The sequence below is a fragment of the Brevibacillus sp. FSL K6-2834 genome (genome assembly GCF_038592925.1).
Lineage (GTDB): Bacteria > Bacillota > Bacilli > Brevibacillales > Brevibacillaceae > Brevibacillus > Brevibacillus borstelensis.
This window is the reverse complement of the sequence record NZ_CP151945.1, coordinates 1,966,813-1,984,301: the sequence shown is the minus strand read 5'-3', so window position 1 is coordinate 1,984,301 and position 17,489 is coordinate 1,966,813. Positions and strand designations below refer to the sequence as shown.

The 17,489-nt window shown below is 54.1% G+C and carries 15 protein-coding genes and 1 other RNA gene; 5 read left to right on the top strand and 11 right to left on the bottom strand.

All coding sequences use genetic code 11. From position 1 onward, the window contains the following. Positions 1–39: 39 nt before the first annotated feature. Entirely contained in the window at positions 40–2,301 is a 2,262-nt protein-coding gene (locus NST96_RS09740) for an ATP-dependent RecD-like DNA helicase (protein ID WP_024984957.1), read from the bottom strand. Positions 2,302–2,732: 431 nt separating this feature from the next. Between NST96_RS09740 and NST96_RS09735 the strand changes: the two genes are divergently transcribed. Beyond that, entirely contained in the window at positions 2,733–2,900 is a 168-nt protein-coding gene (locus NST96_RS09735) for a hypothetical protein (protein WP_342406166.1), read from the top strand. Between the two features lie 111 nt (positions 2,901–3,011). Here the strand turns inward: NST96_RS09735 and NST96_RS09730 are convergent, their stop codons facing one another. Continuing rightward, complete coding sequence (locus NST96_RS09730) at positions 3,012–4,154, bottom strand: cysteine desulfurase family protein (protein WP_024983958.1); 1,143 nt, start codon at positions 4,152–4,154, stop codon at positions 3,012–3,014. Positions 4,155–4,166: 12 nt separating this feature from the next. Next, on the bottom strand, positions 4,167–4,586 hold the full coding sequence (locus tag NST96_RS09725; RefSeq protein ID WP_003387550.1) for an Rrf2 family transcriptional regulator: 420 nt from the start codon (positions 4,584–4,586) through the stop codon (positions 4,167–4,169). A 107-nt stretch (positions 4,587–4,693) separates the two neighbouring features. Between NST96_RS09725 and NST96_RS09720 the strand changes: the two genes are divergently transcribed. Next, positions 4,694–4,867, top strand: coding sequence for a hypothetical protein (locus NST96_RS09720; protein WP_170208318.1), 174 nt, complete (start codon positions 4,694–4,696; stop codon positions 4,865–4,867). A gap of 41 nt (positions 4,868–4,908) precedes the next feature. Here the strand turns inward: NST96_RS09720 and NST96_RS09715 are convergent, their stop codons facing one another. The 7 genes from NST96_RS09715 to NST96_RS09685 form a co-directional block, all read right to left on the bottom strand. Continuing rightward, positions 4,909–6,246 (bottom strand): AAA family ATPase, encoded by a 1,338-nt coding sequence (locus tag NST96_RS09715; RefSeq protein ID WP_024983959.1) that lies wholly within the window; start codon positions 6,244–6,246, stop codon positions 4,909–4,911. Between the two features lie 6 nt (positions 6,247–6,252). Then, positions 6,253–7,008, bottom strand: coding sequence for a tRNA threonylcarbamoyladenosine dehydratase (locus NST96_RS09710; RefSeq protein ID WP_003387554.1), 756 nt, complete (start codon positions 7,006–7,008; stop codon positions 6,253–6,255). A 119-nt stretch (positions 7,009–7,127) separates the two neighbouring features. Then, positions 7,128–7,310, bottom strand: a non-coding RNA gene (ssrS, locus tag NST96_RS09705) — 6S RNA. A gap of 50 nt (positions 7,311–7,360) precedes the next feature. Further along, positions 7,361–9,145, bottom strand: a complete 1,785-nt coding sequence (gene aspS, locus NST96_RS09700) for an aspartate--tRNA ligase (protein ID WP_031932378.1) — start codon at positions 9,143–9,145, stop codon at positions 7,361–7,363. A gap of 42 nt (positions 9,146–9,187) precedes the next feature. Continuing rightward, positions 9,188–10,459 (bottom strand): histidine--tRNA ligase, encoded by a 1,272-nt coding sequence (gene hisS / locus NST96_RS09695; RefSeq protein ID WP_122958166.1) that lies wholly within the window; start codon positions 10,457–10,459, stop codon positions 9,188–9,190. A gap of 459 nt (positions 10,460–10,918) precedes the next feature. Continuing rightward, on the bottom strand, positions 10,919–12,454 hold the full coding sequence (locus NST96_RS09690) for a coproporphyrinogen III oxidase (protein ID WP_024983960.1): 1,536 nt from the start codon (positions 12,452–12,454) through the stop codon (positions 10,919–10,921). A gap of 85 nt (positions 12,455–12,539) precedes the next feature. Beyond that, the gene (locus NST96_RS09685) at positions 12,540–12,713 is read right to left on the bottom strand and encodes a hypothetical protein (RefSeq protein ID WP_342406160.1); all 174 of its coding nucleotides are present in this window, start codon (positions 12,711–12,713) and stop codon (positions 12,540–12,542) included. A 279-nt stretch (positions 12,714–12,992) separates the two neighbouring features. Here NST96_RS09685 and NST96_RS09680 point away from each other — a divergent pair, with 279 nt between their 5' ends. The 3 genes from NST96_RS09680 to NST96_RS09670 all read left to right on the top strand — a co-directional run bounded on the left by NST96_RS09680 (position 12,993) and on the right by NST96_RS09670 (position 16,923). Then, a complete protein-coding gene (locus NST96_RS09680; RefSeq protein WP_342406158.1) occupies positions 12,993–14,891 on the top strand; it encodes an SH3 domain-containing protein in 1,899 nt (632 codons plus the stop codon). Between the two features lie 142 nt (positions 14,892–15,033). Then, on the top strand, positions 15,034–15,825 hold the full coding sequence (locus NST96_RS09675; protein WP_122958164.1) for a TetR family transcriptional regulator: 792 nt from the start codon (positions 15,034–15,036) through the stop codon (positions 15,823–15,825). 111 nt (positions 15,826–15,936) lie between these two features. Continuing rightward, on the top strand, positions 15,937–16,923 hold the full coding sequence (locus NST96_RS09670; RefSeq protein ID WP_003387565.1) for an alpha/beta hydrolase: 987 nt from the start codon (positions 15,937–15,939) through the stop codon (positions 16,921–16,923). Positions 16,924–17,051: 128 nt separating this feature from the next. Here NST96_RS09670 and dtd read toward each other — a convergent pair whose 3' ends face one another. After that, complete coding sequence (gene dtd / locus NST96_RS09665) at positions 17,052–17,489, bottom strand: D-aminoacyl-tRNA deacylase (RefSeq protein ID WP_003387566.1); 438 nt, start codon at positions 17,487–17,489, stop codon at positions 17,052–17,054.

Genomic DNA, 17,489 nt, shown 5'->3' with positions numbered 1-17,489 from the left:
ATGGAATCGTTCCATACAGCGACAAAACAGGTTCCAACATCATCCTTGTTTCAGGCGTTCCTCCAGGTAGCTGTATCGTACGCCCTCTTCGTCTGTCTGGACGGCGATACGAAACGCTTCCGGCTCTCCACACATGATGAGAAATGATTTACTGCGCGTTATTCCTGTATACACCAGCTTCCGTCGCAGCATCCTGTGGTAATTTTTTACAAATGGCATGACGACGATTGGAAACTCGCTGCCTTGCGACTTATGAACGGAGCAGCAGTAGGCCAGCGTCAGCTGATGGTATGCAGACCGCTTGTACATCACTTCACGGCCATCAAAGGAGACGACGATCATTTCTTCATTCTCTGCGTTTTCATTTGGGTAAAAAATGGCGACAATCTCACCCATATCACCGTTGAACACGTGTTCTTCGGCGTTGTTTACAAGTTGAAGCACTTTGTCCCCCGTCCGAAATACGGTGTCGCCAAACGTCACTTCCCGTTTTTGGCCGGTCTTTGGATTAAACAGCTCCTGGAGCTCTTCATTCAACCGGTTTACACCCGCATTTCCTTTGTACATGGGCGCGAGGACTTGTACATCTTTTGCTGTATATCCTTTCTTTACGGCTCCCGAGCAAATTTGTTTCACAGCTTCGTTTACATCTTGTGGCGAACTTGTGAAAAATCTGCGATCAGGGGAGGAATCCAGCAGATCAGACGGGACAATTCCTTTCCGCACATCATGGGCGAGGCGAATAATCGACGATTCTTCCGCTTGCCGATAAATCTCCGTAAGCTGTACGCGCGGCAATAGCCCGGAACGAATCATGTCCTGCAAAACGTTCCCCGGGCCGACAGACGGAAGCTGGTCCGGATCGCCAACCATGATGATTTGCATGTCGCTTGGCAGCGCTCTGAACAATTGATTCGCAAGCCAAATGTCCACCATCGACATCTCATCTACGATCAACAGCTTTCCACGGATCTGGTGTTCGGCATCATGTTCAAAGCTGTCGCCTTTCCAGCCAAGCAGCCGGTGAAGCGTCATGGCGGGCAGCCCGGTCGTCTCCGCCATTCTCTTTGCCGCTCTGCCCGTAGGCGCGGCCAGCAGGATGGGAAAAGGATTGCTTTCGTCATATTTTTTCAGATCGAAGGAAATTCCATGCAGATGTGCAAATACACGACATATCCCCCGGATGACAGTAGTCTTCCCTGTACCCGGCCCACCTGTCAGCAGCATCAAGCCAGAAGTGATCGCCTGTTCGATCGCATCCCGCTGCGTCTGTGCATACGTAATATCCAGCTCTTCTTCGACTGCACCCATGGCCTGGTACAGCTCAGACACCGGAAAGGAAGCAAAGTCATCGCGGTCGGCAAAAAAACGAAGCCGCTTGGCCAAGCCGACCTCGGCAAAAAAGAGGCTTGGCAAGTAAACCCGCTCCTCGTCCCACATCACTTTGGAGGCGACAAACAGCGCTTCAATCGCCAGTCTGACCTCTTCCGGCGTAAAGGCATGTCCGCCGCACTCATGAAGCAAGCGCAGCGTTTTTTCACACAGCTCTTCGATCGGGAGAAAAACGTGGCCTTCGGCATAAGAAGCTTCCTGCAGCGTAAAAATAGCTGCTGCCTGGACCCGCTCCTCCGAGGATGCCGCGATCCCGGTTGAACGAGCGATCTCGTCCGCACGTTTGAAACCGATCCCCTGCACATCCTCGATCAGCCGGTACGGCTCCTCCGAAAGCACCTTCAAGGTCTCCAGCTTGTATGTCTGGTAGATGCGCAATGCGAGCTGCACTCCGATCCCGAACTCGTACAAAAACACCATAGCCTGTTCCAAAGAACGATGTTCCATCACCGATTCATAAATCTGCTTGGCACGTGCTTCCGATATCCCAGGCACCTCCGCCAACGACTCGGGACGGTCAGCGATAATCGACAACGCGTCGACTCCCAGATGCTCTACGATTCGTTTGGCCATCTTTTTGCCAATTCCCTGGAACAGGCCACTGGCCAGATACTTTTCTACGCCAGCCACCGTTTTCGGCGTTTCGCGCTCATAACGGGAAGCCGCGAATTGCTGCCCAAACCGGGGGTGTGTTTTCCATTCTCCGTAAAATGTGTACAGCTCTTCCGGATGAGGACGGGGGAAGTTTCCCACGACAACGACGTCATTCTCCTTGATCGCTTCCGAGGTCTCCTCTACTTTAAGACGAATAACTCCATACCACGTTTCTTCATTGTAAAAAATTTCTTGTTCCACATAGCCGCGAACGAATGGTTCAGCAAACAAAGGGAGTGTTTCCTGCGACATCATAGCGCCCCCTCGAAAGACATACTGGTTTTACACCTGCTGATACAGAAAAGAAACCCACCCGCAGCAGGAGCATCGCGGGCGGGGTCTACGCAATTCAGGAACCGTTCGTCAACGGGTCGACAAAACGGTCTGCCGATACTGATGTTTAGATTGTAAAACGATTTACTTGTTCTGACAACCGCTCCGCCATTTGAGCCAATTTCTCCGCAGCTGCTGTCATTTCCTCTGTCGTGGCCGTCTGCTGCTCGGAAGCGGCGGCAACCTTTTGGGTGTCAGGCGGAAACATGGCATGAAAAGCAGTTCTAGTGCCCTATTCTACATGTTTGTCCGCTGCCAATCCATCCACAATTTGGTGAAGAAGAGAAACAATGAAATCATTTGCCGGATATTGACAATGCAAATGGCTGATCGGCCTTGGGCTGTTTTCCGTGATGGTCAGCAGCATTCCGACTCTTTTTGTCTATCTTCTGGGTTGGCTTCTCAGTTTTCTGGGAGAAGCTACGCTGCTTCTCCTCCTGCGGCGGCAGCGTGGAAAGCTGCGGGAAGCGCTGATGTACACTGCCGGCATCGGTCTTGTTGTTCTTTGGTCTGTCCTGTAAATGAAAAGAAACTCAAGAGAGCATGCAAAAAACCAACGGATACACGCACCGTTGGTTTTTATCGTCTGTTCAACTCTTCGTTTCAGTTGAGCCACACTCGTTCGTAAACGGTTACCGTTTCAGCCGATGTACGATCTGGGCCACCTTCCGGGCAGCCCGCTCTGCTTCCTCAACAGTATTGGTGATTCCGAAGCTGAACCGAATCGCCGATTGGGCTACAGGGTCATCCAGGCACATCGCTTCGAGCACATGCGACAGCTCCAGCGAGCCGGACGTACAGGCGGAGCCGCTCGCGGCTGCCACTCCCTCCAGATCGAGGTTCATCAGCATCGTTTCGGTATGGACACCGGGAAAGCTTACGTTCAGAATATGCGGGAGGTGTTTTTCCGGATGCCCGTTTACCTCAAAAGAGATGCCTTCCTGCTGCCAGCACTGGAGCATTGTGGTGCGCATCTGCCGGTACTTGGCTACGCGCTCCTCCATTTCCTCCTGCGCGATCCTGGCCGCTTCGGCAAATCCGATGATACTCGCCAGATTTTCCGTACCCGCCCTGCGTTTGCGCTCCTGCGAGCCGCCGTGCAGGTAAGGGGTAAACGGCACCTTGCGTCCCAAGAACAGCGCCCCGACTCCTTTGGGGCCATTGATTTTATGGGCGGAAACAGACAGCATGTCGACAGGCAGCTTGCTGACGCTGATCGGCAAAACGCCCACGGCCTGCACGGCATCCGTGTGAAAAACGATTTCGCGCTCGCGTAGATAGCTTCCCATTTCTTCGATCGGCTGAATCGTTCCGACCTCATTGTTGCCGTACATGATCGATACGAGGATTGTATCCGGCCGTACTGCTTTTTTCAGCTCGTCTGTGCTGATCAAGCCCGTTTTGTCCGCAGGGAGATACGTTACTTCAAAGCCGAGCTGTTCCAGATGCTCGCAAGCATGCAGAACGGCATGGTGTTCGATGCTGGACGTGATCACGTGGCGGCCACGCTCGCGCTGGGCCATCGCTCCGCCAATGATCGCCATATTGTCCGCTTCCGTGCCGCCGCTCGTAAAGACCAGGGTCTGCGGATCGGCATCGAGGAAGCGTGCGATCGTATCGCGGGCTCCTTCCAGAGCTTGTCTCGCTTCACGTCCAAAGCCGTGGACACTCGAGGGATTTCCGTACACTTCTGTCAAAAATGGATGCATCGCTTCCACCACACGGGGATGTACCGGTGTCGTGGCAGCGTGGTCCAGATAGATTCGCTCTCGCACTAATGTCACCTTCTATATATAGAACATGTAGCCGTCAGAATGGCCTTCATCCTTATAACTGATCAAATCCTGCAAGGATGTGGAATCGAGTACTGCGGAAATGCTGTCGCGGATACGCAGCCAGAGGTAGCGCTTGGCCGGGTCTTCCTCCTCGGCAAACTCGACCGGGCTGATCGGTCCCTCCAAAACGCGGATGATGTCTCCCGCAGAGATTTCCTCGGGCTGTTTCGCCAAGACGTAGCCGCCGTACGCTCCGCGAATGCTTTTTACCAATCCTGCGTTGCGCAGCGGCGCGACGAGCTGCTCCAGATAATGCTCAGACAAATCGTGGCGCTGGGCGATACTTCTCAGCGAAACCGGCCCCTCTCCAAAGCGGTTGGCCAGCTCCATCATGATCGTGAGGCCGTAACGTCCTTTCGTAGATATTTTCACAGTAACAACTCTCCTCTATCTGCAGTATTCCCCGCAAACCAGTTTCCCCGTCTCTTACATTTCTCGGCTCGTCGGGGACACACTAGCTTCCAGGGGGTGAATGCACGATGGCAACGAACAAACGCTCGGAGAGAGGGCGCAACCATCCCTCCGACACGCTTTACGACCAGCCGGCCGGTACCATTGCCCACAAAGCTCGTTTTGGCGCCAGCGAACAGAGCAAGCAGCCAAATGAAAACGGCGATCTGCCCAACAAACCGGGCGGAAATGTGCGAACCTAAGCGATGCTCCCCCGTACCTTGGGGGAGTTTTTTATACGATATCAGCTTTGCGAATCGTCTGTTACCTTGTTTCGCTCATTTTGCAGGCGGCCGATTTCCTGTTCGTAGCCGATCGGCTTCGGCCGGTAAAATGCATAGTCCACCCCGTCCGGCAAATATTGCTGCTCAACATAGCCGCCAGGGTAGTTGTGCGGATACAAATATCCTTTTCCATGACCGAGGCGGGAAGCCCCTTTGTATGCGGAGTCGCGCAGATGGATCGGAACCGGCTTGTGGCCGTCTGTCCGAATCGTCTCTAGCGCCTGATTAATCCCGTTGTACGCCGCATTGCTCTTTGGAGCTGTCGCCAGATAGGTCGTCGCTTGGGCCAAAGGAATCCGTCCCTCCGGCATGCCGACCAGCTCCAGCGCCTGGAAACAGGATACGGCCACGGTAATTGCTTGCGGATCGGCATTTCCGATGTCTTCGGAAGCCGATATAATCAGGCGGCGGGCGATAAACCGCGGGTCTTCCCCAGCGTCGATCATCCGGGCAAGCCAATACAGGGCCGCGTCCGGATCAGAGCCGCGGATGGATTTGATGAAAGCAGAAGCCGTGTCGTAATGGTTGTCACCGCTTTTGTCGTAACGAACAGCACGCCGCTGGATCGACTCCACGGCCACATCGAGCGTGATGACGATGCGTCCGTCCGGTCCGGGAGGCGTTGTCGTTGCAGCCAGCTCCAGCGCGTTGAGCAGTCTGCGCGCATCGCCCTCGGCGTATTGGATCAAGTGATCCCTCGCCTCCGGCTCAACCTCCACATACAGCTCCGCCAAGCCGTTCTCTTCATCTGTCAAAGCCCGCTGTATCACCTGTTCAAGGTGTTCATGCGTCAATGGCTGGAGTTGGAAAATTTGCGACCGCGAAAGCAGTGCCGGATTTACCTCGAAAAACGGATTCTCCGTCGTCGCTCCAATTAGCGTAATGGTGCCCTCCTCCACATACGGAAGCAAGGCATCCTGCTGCGATTTATTGAAGCGATGGATCTCATCCACGAACAGCGTTGTCCGCTGGCCGCCCATAACCAGCCGTTCCTTCGCCTCGTCGACGACTTTGCGAATGTCAGCCACCCCTGCCGTTACGGCATTCAGCTCGGCAAAATGCGTCCGTGTCGTGCGGGCAATCACCTTGGCCAAGGTCGTTTTGCCTGTTCCCGGCGGCCCGTAAAAAATCAGCGAAGAAACCTGGTCAGCCTCAATCGCCCGGCGCAACAGCTTCCCTTCTCCAAGAATATGTTCCTGGCCGATCACATCGCGGATCGTCTGCGGTCGCATCCGGGCAGCAAGCGGCTTGCTTTGTCCCTTGTCGTTTGCTTCATGGGCAAATGAAAACAGATCCATGTCGCTCTACCCTTTTGCCGGCTGCCAGTCCAACAGATCGCGGACGACAACACTCGCTAGAATAAGTCCTGCTACGGAAGGGACAAATGCATTGCTGGCCGGGGGCTGACGCACTTTGCTGATCGGCGAATTCGGATCGGTTACGATCTGTTCGCGGACATCGGTGCGTATGGTCACCGGGATCTCCTTGGAGTACACCACTTTTACACCCTTGTAAATGCCGCTTTTTCTCAGTTCGCGGCGGATTACCTTGGCAATCGGATCGTAGCTGGTCTGGGAAATATCGGCCACTTCAAACTTTGTCGGGTCCATTTTGTTGGCCGCTCCCATGCTGGAGATGATCGGAATGTTGCGTCGTTTCGCTTCCAGTATCAGGTGCAGCTTGGCCGACATCGTATCCATCGCATCGACGATGTAATCAAGCTCATGGGCAAACAGCTGATCGGCCGTTTCCGCATTGTAAAACATGTTCAGCGTGACAACCTCGCAAGCCGGGTTGATGGCGGCAATCCGCTCTTTCATCAGTTCGGCTTTCTTTTGACCGATCGTATTGAGCGTAGCATGAATTTGGCGATTGATATTGGTAATGTCGACGACGTCCTTGTCCACCAGTACCAGCTTGCCTACGCCGGTGCGGGCCAAAGCTTCGACCGTGAAGGAACCGACACCCCCTACACCGAGTACCGCTACTGTGCTGTTTTTCATTTTTTCCAAACCTTCGGGACCGAAGGCCAATTCGCAACGAGAAAATTGATGAAGCATCCACCGTCAACCTTTCTGATCAAAGCATGACAATTCTTGAGGAACAAATCCAATCCGTTTATCGACTGGAAGGAGCATAAACGATATGCAATCGGAAAAGTAGGAATGTCAGACAAAAAAGGAGCCCCAAAATGCCGTGCTGCTCCTACAGTTTTGAACCTGCTCATCGCAGGTGGGTGTCTTGCCCAACCGTCCCGGACGTCCACTCGATGGAGGCATGTCCTCGCGATTGCGGACGAAAAACTCCCTAAAAAGACTTTGTGGCTCAAAACTATCGGAAGTCACGTACATCGCAGGGCTATTTATCAGTATTACCAATGTATCAAACGCTCATGCGACTGTGCAAGCCCGCTTATTCGGCTTCTTCGTCTTTTACCGTCGTCATGATGTTCAGCTCAGCCAGCTGCTTGTCGTCCACCGGACCTGGCGCATCTACCATCAGATCGCTTGCGCTCGCTGTTTTCGGGAACGCGATCACTTCACGCAGGTTGCTGCGGCCGGCCAGCAGCATGATCAAGCGGTCCAGACCGAGTGCGATCCCGCCGTGAGGAGGCGTACCGAAGTCGAATGCGTCAAGCAGGAAGCCGAACTTTTGTTTTGCTTCTTCTTCGGTCAGGCCGAGTGTACGGAACATTTTTTCCTGTACGTCGCGCTTGTAAATCCGCATCGAACCGCCGCCCAGCTCGTAGCCGTTGAGCACCATGTCGTAGGCCTGCGCCCGGACTTGGCCAGGATCGCTTTCCAACAGGTGCAAATCTTCGTCTTTTGGACGGGTGAACGGATGGTGCAGAGCCAGATAGCGCTGCGATTCCTCATCCCACTCGACCAGCGGGAAGTCGACGACCCAGAGGAAGGCGAACTGGCTGTGGTCGATCAGGCCAAGCTCGGCACCCAGCTTGGAGCGAAGCGCGCCCAAGGCATCGGCCACGACTTTCGGCTTGTCGGCCACAAACAGGAGCAGGTCTCCCTCTTCTACGGCCAGTCGTTCTTTCAGGCTGTTGATTTCTGCTTCGCCAAAGAACTTGGCGATCGGCCCTTTGACTTCGCCGTCCTTGAAGCCCATCCACGCCAGGCCTTTTGCACCGTAGCGGGACGCGAACTTGCCGAGATCATCCGCTTCTTTGCGGGAGTAATGTCCGCAGCCTTTCGCGTTGATCGCCTTTACCTGGCCACCGCCAGAGACGACGCTGGCAAACACTTTGAAATCGCTGGTTGCGACGAGGTCGGACACATCGGTCAGCTCCATGCCGAAGCGTACGTCCGGTTTGTCGGAACCGTAACGGGCCATCGCCTCCGCATACGTCAGACGCGGGAATGGTCTCGGCACGTCTACGCCGATCGTCGTTTTGAATACATGGGCAATCATTTCTTCCATCATCGGCAGCAGCTCTTCCATAGACAGGAACGAGGTCTCGATGTCCACCTGGGTGAATTCAGGCTGGCGGTCCGCACGCAAGTCTTCGTCACGGAAGCAGCGGGCGATCTGGTAGTAGCGCTCCATGCCGGATACCATCAGCAATTGCTTGAACAACTGCGGAGATTGCGGAAGCACGAAGAATTCGCCTGGATGCACGCGGGACGGCACCAGATACTCACGCGCTCCTTCCGGCGTGCTCTTGGTCAGCATCGGTGTTTCTACTTCGACAAAGCCCTTCTCGTCGAGGAAATCGCGGAATGCTTTGGCTGCCTTGCTGCGGAGAATCAGGGAGCGCTGCATTTCCGGTCGGCGAAGGTCCAGGTAACGGTATTTCAGGCGGACCTGCTCATCTACGTCGATGTCATCCTCGATTTGGAATGGAGGCGTTTTGGCGTCGTTCAGGATGATGATTTCGCTCACGATCACTTCGACTTCGCCCGTTTTCAGCTTCGGATTGACAGCCTCCGGTGCGCGCTTGACGACGGTCCCCTTTACAGCCAGCACGTACTCGCTGCGTACTTTGTCTGCCACTTCCCATGCGTTCTTGTTGTGCTCCGGATTAAAAACGATCTGGAGGATACCTGTTCTGTCGCGGAAGTCGATAAAGATAACGCCGCCGAGGTCGCGACGCTTTTGCACCCATCCGTTCAGGATGACTTCCTGTCCTACCTGTTCAAGTCCAACCTCTCCACATTGCACGGTACGATATTGCCAACTCATTTTTGATTTCCTCCACTCATTTTTCTGATGTCGATCTTGTATTTATCCCAAGCGGCTTGCGATGACAGCCGGCAGCTCAGCCAGCTTGATCTCCTGCTGCTCCCCAGTGGCCATTTCTTTCAGAACCGCTGTTCCGCTGGCCAGCTCGGACTCGCCAATAATGACGGTAAATCTCGCAGCCAGCCGGTCCGCTTGTTTCAACTGCGCTTTCATCTTGCGGTCGAGATAGTCCAGCTCAGCCGCCACACCTGCGCTGCGCAGACGGTCGACGAGGCGGAAGGCTGCCGACTTCGCATCCGGCGTCTGAATCGCCACGAAGCAGTCGATGCCGACGGACACCGGCAGTTGGACCCCCTGCTTCTCGAGAGCGAGCAGAAGCCGCTCGATACTGAGGGCAAAGCCGATTCCCGGCATGTCGTCGCCGCCGAGCTCTGCCACCAGCCCGTTGTAGCGTCCGCCGCCGCAGAGCGTTTCTACGGCACCGATTTCTGCCATTTTGATCTCGAAGGCAGTCTGGGTGTAGTAGTCGAGACCGCGAACCATGCGCGGGTTTACCGTGTAGGCGATTCCCAGCTCGGTCAGGTACGCTTTGACCGCTTCAAAATGCGCGGCAGACTCATCGCTCAAATACTCCAAAATAGAAGGAGCATCTTTTGTCAGCGTTTTGCAGGTTTCGTTTTTGCAGTCGAGCACACGCAGCGGATTGCGGTCAATCCGGGATTGACAGTCTGGGCAAAGCTGATCGCGCACGCCGTTCAGATGTTCGAGCAGGTGCTTGCGGTGGTTCGCCCGGTCCTCCAGCGTGCCCACGCTGTTGAGCTCGACACTCAGTCCTGTCAGCCCAAGCTCTTGATAGAGCCGCATCGCCAAAGCGATCACTTCCGCGTCAATCGCCGGATCGCTGGAGCCGATCGCTTCCGCTCCGAACTGGACGAACTGCCGGTAGCGTCCAGCTTGCGGGCGCTCGTGGCGGAACATCGGCCCGAGGTAGTACATCTTGACCGGCTGATTGGGCGAGCCGTACAGCTTGTTCTCCACGTAGGAGCGGACTACGCCAGCCGTTCCCTCCGGGCGAAGCGTCAAGGCGTCCTCGCTGCGCGGATTGGAGACGTTGTACATTTCCTTCTCGACGATGTCCGTCGTTTCTCCGACACCGCGCTGGAACAGCTCTGTGCTTTCAAACAGCGGTGTGCGGATCTCGTGATAGTTGAACCGTCTGCACAAGTCGCGCGCTTTGGCCTCGATGTAATGCCACAGTTCAACCGTACCTGGCATAATATCCTGCGTGCCGCGAGGAATTTGAATCTTTGCCATCTGTTAACCCTCCATCTTTGCTTCCTGCCGGAAACTAGTTCAAACCAAAACAAAAAATCTCCCGCCTCTGACATGCCGCTTGATGCAAACATGTCAGGGACGAGAGATCGGTTTTGCTCCCGTGGTGCCACCCTGCTTGGACTCCATTTCTCATACCGGAGCCCCACTTTTCCAGTCGTTAACGCCGACTTACGCCTGCCAGTTACTAAAAAGGGCAAAAAGCCGCTTCGTTCACTGCGGTCTTCGGGGATGTCATTCACCAAGTCGTCATAGGGAAATGCTCTCAGCCGCGGCAATTCCTCTCTGGCTATCCGTTTCCTGGGTACTTGTTCCCGTCATTAGATCGTTGTAAAAAAGGTCCTTTGAAAATCTTAATGCAAATCATAGCAAACGGCGAATCAGGCGTCAACAGGCACCGGATAAAACTTTTTTGACTGCGCCAAATTGACCAGCCGCACCTTACTTGCCTGCTCCGGCCTTTTCCACTGATGCTTGCGTGGACATTCCCCCGTACACCTGGTCGAGATCGCGGAGCTTCTCTTCGGTCAAAGTCCGGTACGTCTCGTTATACGTCTTCGGGTCCTTTGGATTCGGCCACCTGACAAGCTTGCCGCTGCCGGGGGCCATCAGCTTGGAGACGGCTCCGCAGCCGAGTCCGAGGATGGTCTGCGCCTCTTCCATGATCATGATGTTGTAGATGCTCTCCTGTCCCTCAAGGGCGTAGCCGACATTTTCCAGATTGCCCAGGATGTTTTTCTGGCGGTAAAGGTAGTAGGGATGATAGCCTTTTTCCCTCGTCCAACGGGAAGCAAGCTCCATCATCCGGCTCACTTCCTCCCGGCTGGCCACCTGGTAGCGCTCCTTGTTCTGCGTCATTTCGGAGGCCCGCTTGAATGAGAGGGTGTGAACCGTCAAGGAAGTAGGCATCAGCTTTTCTACTTCCCGCAGGCTGTGCTCCCATTCCTTCAGCCCTTCACCCGGCAAACCGATGATCAAATCCATATTGATGTTGGTCAAACCCATTTCCATCGCCAAATGGTATTTCTCAATCGTTTCCTCCACCGTATGATGACGTCCGATCGCCCGCAGCGTTTCCTGGGTGAACGATTGCGGATTGATGCTGATGCGGTCAACCTCCCACCGCTTCATCACGTCCAGCTTTTCACGGGTAATCGTGTCGGGCCTGCCTGCCTCCACTGTCAGCTCGCGTACGCCATCCATATGCGGAAAGGTCCGATGCATCGTCTGAAACAACTGATCCATGTCATCTGCCGTAATGCTCGTCGGCGTCCCTCCGCCAAAATAAATCGAGGTGATCCGCATATCCCGTTCCGTGAGCCATTGGCCCATTCGTTCGATCTCGTAGTGCAGCCCTTCCAGAAAAGGATTCACTGACGCTGTATGGCTGCGGATGGCGTATGCCGGAAAGGTGCAGTACGCACACTTGGTCGGGCAAAACGGAATCCCGATGTATACAGAAAGCTCCCGGTCGATCTGGTAAAAATCAGGAACGACTTTCAACTGCCTGTCGACGATCTCCTGAAGCAAGGAAAGCTTGTGGGGCCGAACCATGTAGTCCTTTTGCAAGCGGCGGTGAACGGCTTCCCGCTCCGCTCCTGACGAAAGCAGGCTATGCATCAGCTTGGTAGGCCGGATGCCGGTGAGCACGCCCCAGCCTTGCTCGATGCCCGTCAGTTCTTCCAGAAGTTGGAGCAAAACATAGCTGACAGCACGCTTGGCGATTTTCCGCTGTTCCTTTTCCTCCAGGACCGTGTACGGACGCTCCACCATCCGCTTTTCATGCCGGTCTCCTGCATGCAATTCTCCTGTGGCACAGACGCCATCTCCACGCTCCTCCAGGGAAAGCCGGATGCGAAGGCTGTCTGAGCCTTTCCATTCCGATACATATACAATTTCCGGGTCTTCATAAAACAAGGCGAGAATCAAACCGATTTCCCGCTCGAATTGATGTCCTTCACACTTCACCTGAATCATGGGTTCACCTGCTTTTCAGTCTGCCCCTTCATCTTATCCGACAAAAAAAGCGTGGTCAACCTGGCGAAAGCACCCGGAATTTCGTTCACCGGCGCAGCTTTCTTCTGAGCTCCTGCACATCTCTGATGCTGATGTGAAATTCCCTGGACATCTCCACGTCGTTCAATGTCGATTCCTTTTCCAGAAAGTCGTGAAAATCGACGGAGAACAACCGTCTGTTTGTCTCTTGCGCAAATGCTTCCTTGTTGGACTGTCTCATCTGCGTGCCTCCTTCTCTCATCCGTGCTGGTTGTATCCTAGTATGGCCCGCAGTGCAAAAAAGCATAAGGGAAGCCCGGTCATCACGGAATTGGCCATCACTGACGATGCTGTTTCCAGTCAGAAGAAAGCAAGCTTCAACCATAAAAATTTGGTATTTTTTAAAGAAGTTTGTCGGAAAAAGCAGGAAAAGAAGAATGAGAGGACGAAAGAGTACTTTTGGTAAATTCCTCTAAAATCGGTACTTCACATCTATAAAACTGGAAAGGGTGTCAAATTCGTGCGTTTTCGTCAACATCTCCTGCGGACACTCCTTGCTGTCGCCTGTGCCGTTACCTTGCCTGCCACAGCCGCATTTGCAGCTGGAACCATCCAGGTTACGGTCGATAATCTTAACGTTCGTTCTGGTCCTAGCACACAGGATCAGGTAGTCACTACCCTGCCGATCAAAACGGTACTGCCTGTCATCTCTGAAAAGGGTGATTGGGTAAACGTCCGGCTGCCAGACGGGAAAACCGGGTGGGTGGCCAATTGGCTGGTCACAAAGTCGAGTACAAGCGCTAAACCAGCCTCACAGACTGGTGCTCAATCAACCGCCCCGCAGGTAGAAAGCACTACTGACAATTTAAACGTTCGCTCGGGCCCAGGGCAAAACTATTCTGTCGTCGAAAAGATTAATCCGGGCAAAAAATACACGGTTACGCAGCGCAGCGGCGAATGGATCCAAATTCAGCTGTCCGCAAGCGCCAAGGGCTGGGTCGCAGGCTGGCTCGTTACTGAGCACAATGCCGGAAAGCCAGCCGGTCAGCCGGCCACACCTCCAGCTGGAGGAAATCCGCCAACAGCGCCAAACCAGTCTGGCGGCTCTGCAGGCGCTGAACAAGCAGGATCACAAGGCAATTCGTTGACGCTTGAATACAATCCGTACATTTACCCGTCACCGGATTTTTCATTGCCCGCCATCGGACAGCTTCATTCCGGTTACACCATTACCGTCACGAAAAAGCAGAATGGATGGATTCAGTTTCCATACGATGGCATACAGGCGTGGATTCCCGAGGAAGGAACCACCCAGCCTGGCACCGGACAGGCTAACGCAGGCAGCGGAGCAGCCAACCAGAATCAGCAGCCTCCTGATGTACAGCCTCCGGCAAACAGCGGAAACACCGATACACAGCAGCCTGCCAAGCAGACAGCAACCGTACAGACCGACGGGTTAAATCTCCGGGCGGAATCGAATACAGCAAGCGCTGTCCTGGGGACACTGAAGGCTGGCAGTACCCTGACAGTGTTGGAGAAAAAAGAAGACTGGTACCGGGTGCAAACGCCGGACGGCAAAACAGGATGGGTCGCAGGCTGGCTCGTAACTGTCCAGCAGCCTGTCATGCCCGCCCCCCCTGGACCGCATGTCACTGTCCTCAACCCGGATACGAATGTCCGTTCTGGCCCTGGGACGAATCACTCCATCCTCAAGCAGATACAGCCGGGTGAAAAATACTCGATCATCAAACGCGAGGGCGACTGGTTCCAGCTCAAATTCAGCGATGGCTCTACAGGCTTCGTAGCCGGCTGGCTGGTATCCGCAACGGGAGCGCCGGCAGTTGTGAAAACAAACGCGCTTGTCGGCAAGGTTATCGTTGTCGACCCGGGACATGGCGGCAATGACAACGGCGCTACCGGCTCCAGCTTCTCCACTTTGGAAAAAACAGTGAACCTCCAGGTGGGCCTGCTATTGCGCAATAAATTGGAGGCCGCCGGAGCCAAAGTGATCATGACCCGCAGCGACGACCGGAAGCTGACGCTGCAGCAGCGTGTAGATGTGGCGATTCAGAACAACGCGGACATTTTTGTCAGCATCCACCACAACACGCATCCGAATTCGACGACGAACGGAACGATCATTTTCCATTACAACAAAGGGAATTCAAGCAAGCTCGCCTCCCTGGTGCAAACAGAAGTCGTGAAAGCGACGTCCTACAAAGACTTGCAGTCCCGCTTTGGCAACTACTACGTTCTGAGAGAAAATCCTGTGACCTCGATTTTGGCGGAGATCGGTTTCCTCTCCAACTACAACGAAGAGCTCCGGCTTCGTTCTGAGAAACAGCAGGATTTGGCTGCAGAAGGCCTCTTTAACGGGATTTTGCAGTACTTCTCATCCCAGAGCGTACAAGAAGGATAACCGTCGAACCCTTGTCTTCCAATGTGAAGACAAGGGTTCGTTTATTTTATAGGCTTGACGTTGCATTTTTGGAATCATATACTATTCGCATACTATTTGGTATGTAATCCGCATTATATTTCGTTATACTGAGGTGCAAGCAATGAAATCGAGTCAGCAAATACGGGCAGCGGCTTTACATCTGAGTGAGAAACGTCCTTTCGACAAGATCAGCTTTGCCGATGTGGCGAAAGCTGCAGGCGTACATTGGACGGCAGTACGACGCCATTTCGGCTCCAAGCAGGAAATGAGGAAGTGGCTGGAGGCGCAGCAAGCTGCCAGCGGATCTTCACTTGCGGATACGCGGACGAAAATTTTGGATGCCGCAGCCCGCGTATTCTCCAAGCACGGGTTTTCCGGGACGTCTCTGGACCTGGTAGCAGCAGACGCTGGCATGACCAAGGGCGCTGTATACTGGCACTTCTCAAGTAAAAGCGACTTGTTTGCGGCTCTTTGCGAACACCAGTTAAGCCAACAGTTGAAAGTCCTGCCGCAAACAGGTCGGATGGCGTTTGGCAACGGAAACAGCATAGCCGCAGTGAAGGGTCTGGCAGCTATGTTAGCAGCCCAATTCGAATGCTTCGAGCCGGATTCCCACGCACCCATGCTCTTTTTTGATTTCGTCACTGCTTCCCGTGATCCACTCGTGGCCGATGCGCTTCGTTCCGCCTACGGCCAGATTATTGAGGGGACTGCCGCGATGATAATAGAGTGGCAGAAGGAACAACTGCTTGCTGATGACGTTGACCCGCAAGCAATCGCCATTCTGTTTCAATCATTGATCAACGGTCTGCTTCTCGGGTTGCTTATCGATCCAAAGCGTGTCCAATTGCCTTCGATCACATCACAGCTTGCTCAACTTCTCTGGCAAGGGATTCAGCATAAAGGCAAATAGAAGAAAAACCCGTCCTTGCAAAAAGACGGGATCATTAATGCCATCAACATACCAATCAGTACGTGATTAACACACCAGATAGAATTCATATAAGGAGGTTGGTTTTCATCTATGAGCTTCCATATGAACCTGATGTTTATTCTGACCGCTTTTACTTTTGTTTTACTCTTGCTCCTCTGTTTGTATGTGCACAACCGAAGACTCGACCGCACCACAAGGAAAGCTTTCCCGCCGGCCGGAGAATACGTAGAGGCAGAACATATCCGGCTCCATTTCACCTCAAAAGGAACCGGTCGCCCGATCGTTTTTCTCCATGGAGGCATCTTGTCTTCCCGCGATTTTTCTAACGTTGTCAGCGAAGCGGCTTCCCGCGGGTTCCGGGCGATTGCCTTTGATCGTCCAGGATACGGGTACAGCGAACGGCCAAAGACCGAATGGGCGACCCCCCGCGTACAGGCGCGACTGCTCAAGGAAGCCTTGCGCAAACTGGACGCAAAACAGCCTATTTTGGTCGGGCATTCCTGGAGCGCCTCGCTCGTTCTCGCCTACATGCTGGACTACCCCGGCGAGCTTGCTGGAGCGGTTCTGGTCGCTCCCGGCGCATATGGTGGAAAAGCATATCCCGCTGGAGCGATAGACCTGTTCCTCGGCCGACTGCTGCGCGTACCCTTTTTGGGCAGCCTGGCCGCTCATACAGTACTGCCTCCCCTGGCGAGAAAGCTGACCTCAACCATGCTGCAATCTACGTTCTCGCCGGACAAAGTTCCAGACGGCTATCAGAAAATAGCGAATGCTCTATGGTCTCGTCCAAGTCAATTGCGTGCCAATCGCGAGGATATTCTCGCATTTGCGCAAACTATTCCCGCCATGGAACAGCATTATTCCCGGATACAGACCCCGACAGTCATTGTTTGCGGCGAAAAGGATCCATTTAGGCCCGACCTGCATGCGTACCGGCTCCATCGCGAGATTAGCCATTCGCGCTTGATCGTTTTGCCGGATACCGGACATATGATCCCGGCCTTGAGGCCAGCAGCAGTTGTCGACGCTGTTGAGCTTCTGATCCGCGAAATGGAGGATTCACTCCATGTAAAATAAAAACGGTGTCCGCCATGGTTCCTTTCTGCTACTAGAGGCGGCTAATAAAATACGAAAAGGAGCCGAGATGTCTCGACTCCTTTTTCTCTGTCAAGTGGATAGGGCCATCCACGAAAGCGACCTGATGTTTATGTTTCCACGATCAGCGTAACGGGACCGTCGTTGACGAGACGCACGTCCATCATCGCTCCGAATCGGCCTGTTTCTACTATCAAGCCTTTTTCCCGCAGCTTGGCATTGAGCAGATCGTACAGCGGCTCGGCCTTTTCGGGACGGGCGGCAGCCATGAAATTGGGGCGCCTGCCTTTGCGGCAATCGCCATACAGGGTGAACTGGGAGACGGACAGGATTTGACCGCCTGTATCCAGCACCGAATGGTTCATTTTTTCTTCGCTGTCTTCAAAAATGCGCAGGTTGGCAATCTTGTCGGCAATGAACTCTACGTCTTTCTCTGTATCCTCATGCGTAATCCCGACCAAAAGCACAAGGCCGTGGTCAATACGGCCGACCACTTCGCCTGCCACGGTGACACTTGCTTCGCGGGAACGTTGGACTACTACTCGCAC

What these genes read in the sequence shown, in the direction of transcription:
- NST96_RS09740 (WP_024984957.1), bottom strand. Translation starts at nt 2,301, where the DNA reads ATGATGTCGCAGGAAACACTCCCTTTGTTTGCTGAACCATTCGTTCGC.
- NST96_RS09735 (WP_342406166.1), top strand. Translation starts at nt 2,733, where the DNA reads ATGGTCAGCAGCATTCCGACTCTTTTTGTCTATCTTCTGGGTTGGCTT.
- NST96_RS09720 (WP_170208318.1), top strand. Translation starts at nt 4,694, where the DNA reads ATGGCAACGAACAAACGCTCGGAGAGAGGGCGCAACCATCCCTCCGAC.
- NST96_RS09715 (WP_024983959.1), bottom strand. Translation starts at nt 6,246, where the DNA reads ATGGATCTGTTTTCATTTGCCCATGAAGCAAACGACAAGGGACAAAGC.
- NST96_RS09710 (WP_003387554.1), bottom strand. Translation starts at nt 7,008, where the DNA reads ATGCTTCATCAATTTTCTCGTTGCGAATTGGCCTTCGGTCCCGAAGGT.
- aspS (WP_031932378.1), bottom strand. Translation starts at nt 9,145, where the DNA reads ATGAGTTGGCAATATCGTACCGTGCAATGTGGAGAGGTTGGACTTGAA.
- hisS (WP_122958166.1), bottom strand. Translation starts at nt 10,459, where the DNA reads ATGGCAAAGATTCAAATTCCTCGCGGCACGCAGGATATTATGCCAGGT.
- NST96_RS09690 (WP_024983960.1), bottom strand. Translation starts at nt 12,454, where the DNA reads ATGATTCAGGTGAAGTGTGAAGGACATCAATTCGAGCGGGAAATCGGT.
- NST96_RS09685 (WP_342406160.1), bottom strand. Translation starts at nt 12,713, where the DNA reads ATGAGACAGTCCAACAAGGAAGCATTTGCGCAAGAGACAAACAGACGG.
- NST96_RS09675 (WP_122958164.1), top strand. Translation starts at nt 15,034, where the DNA reads ATGAAATCGAGTCAGCAAATACGGGCAGCGGCTTTACATCTGAGTGAG.
- NST96_RS09670 (WP_003387565.1), top strand. Translation starts at nt 15,937, where the DNA reads ATGAGCTTCCATATGAACCTGATGTTTATTCTGACCGCTTTTACTTTT.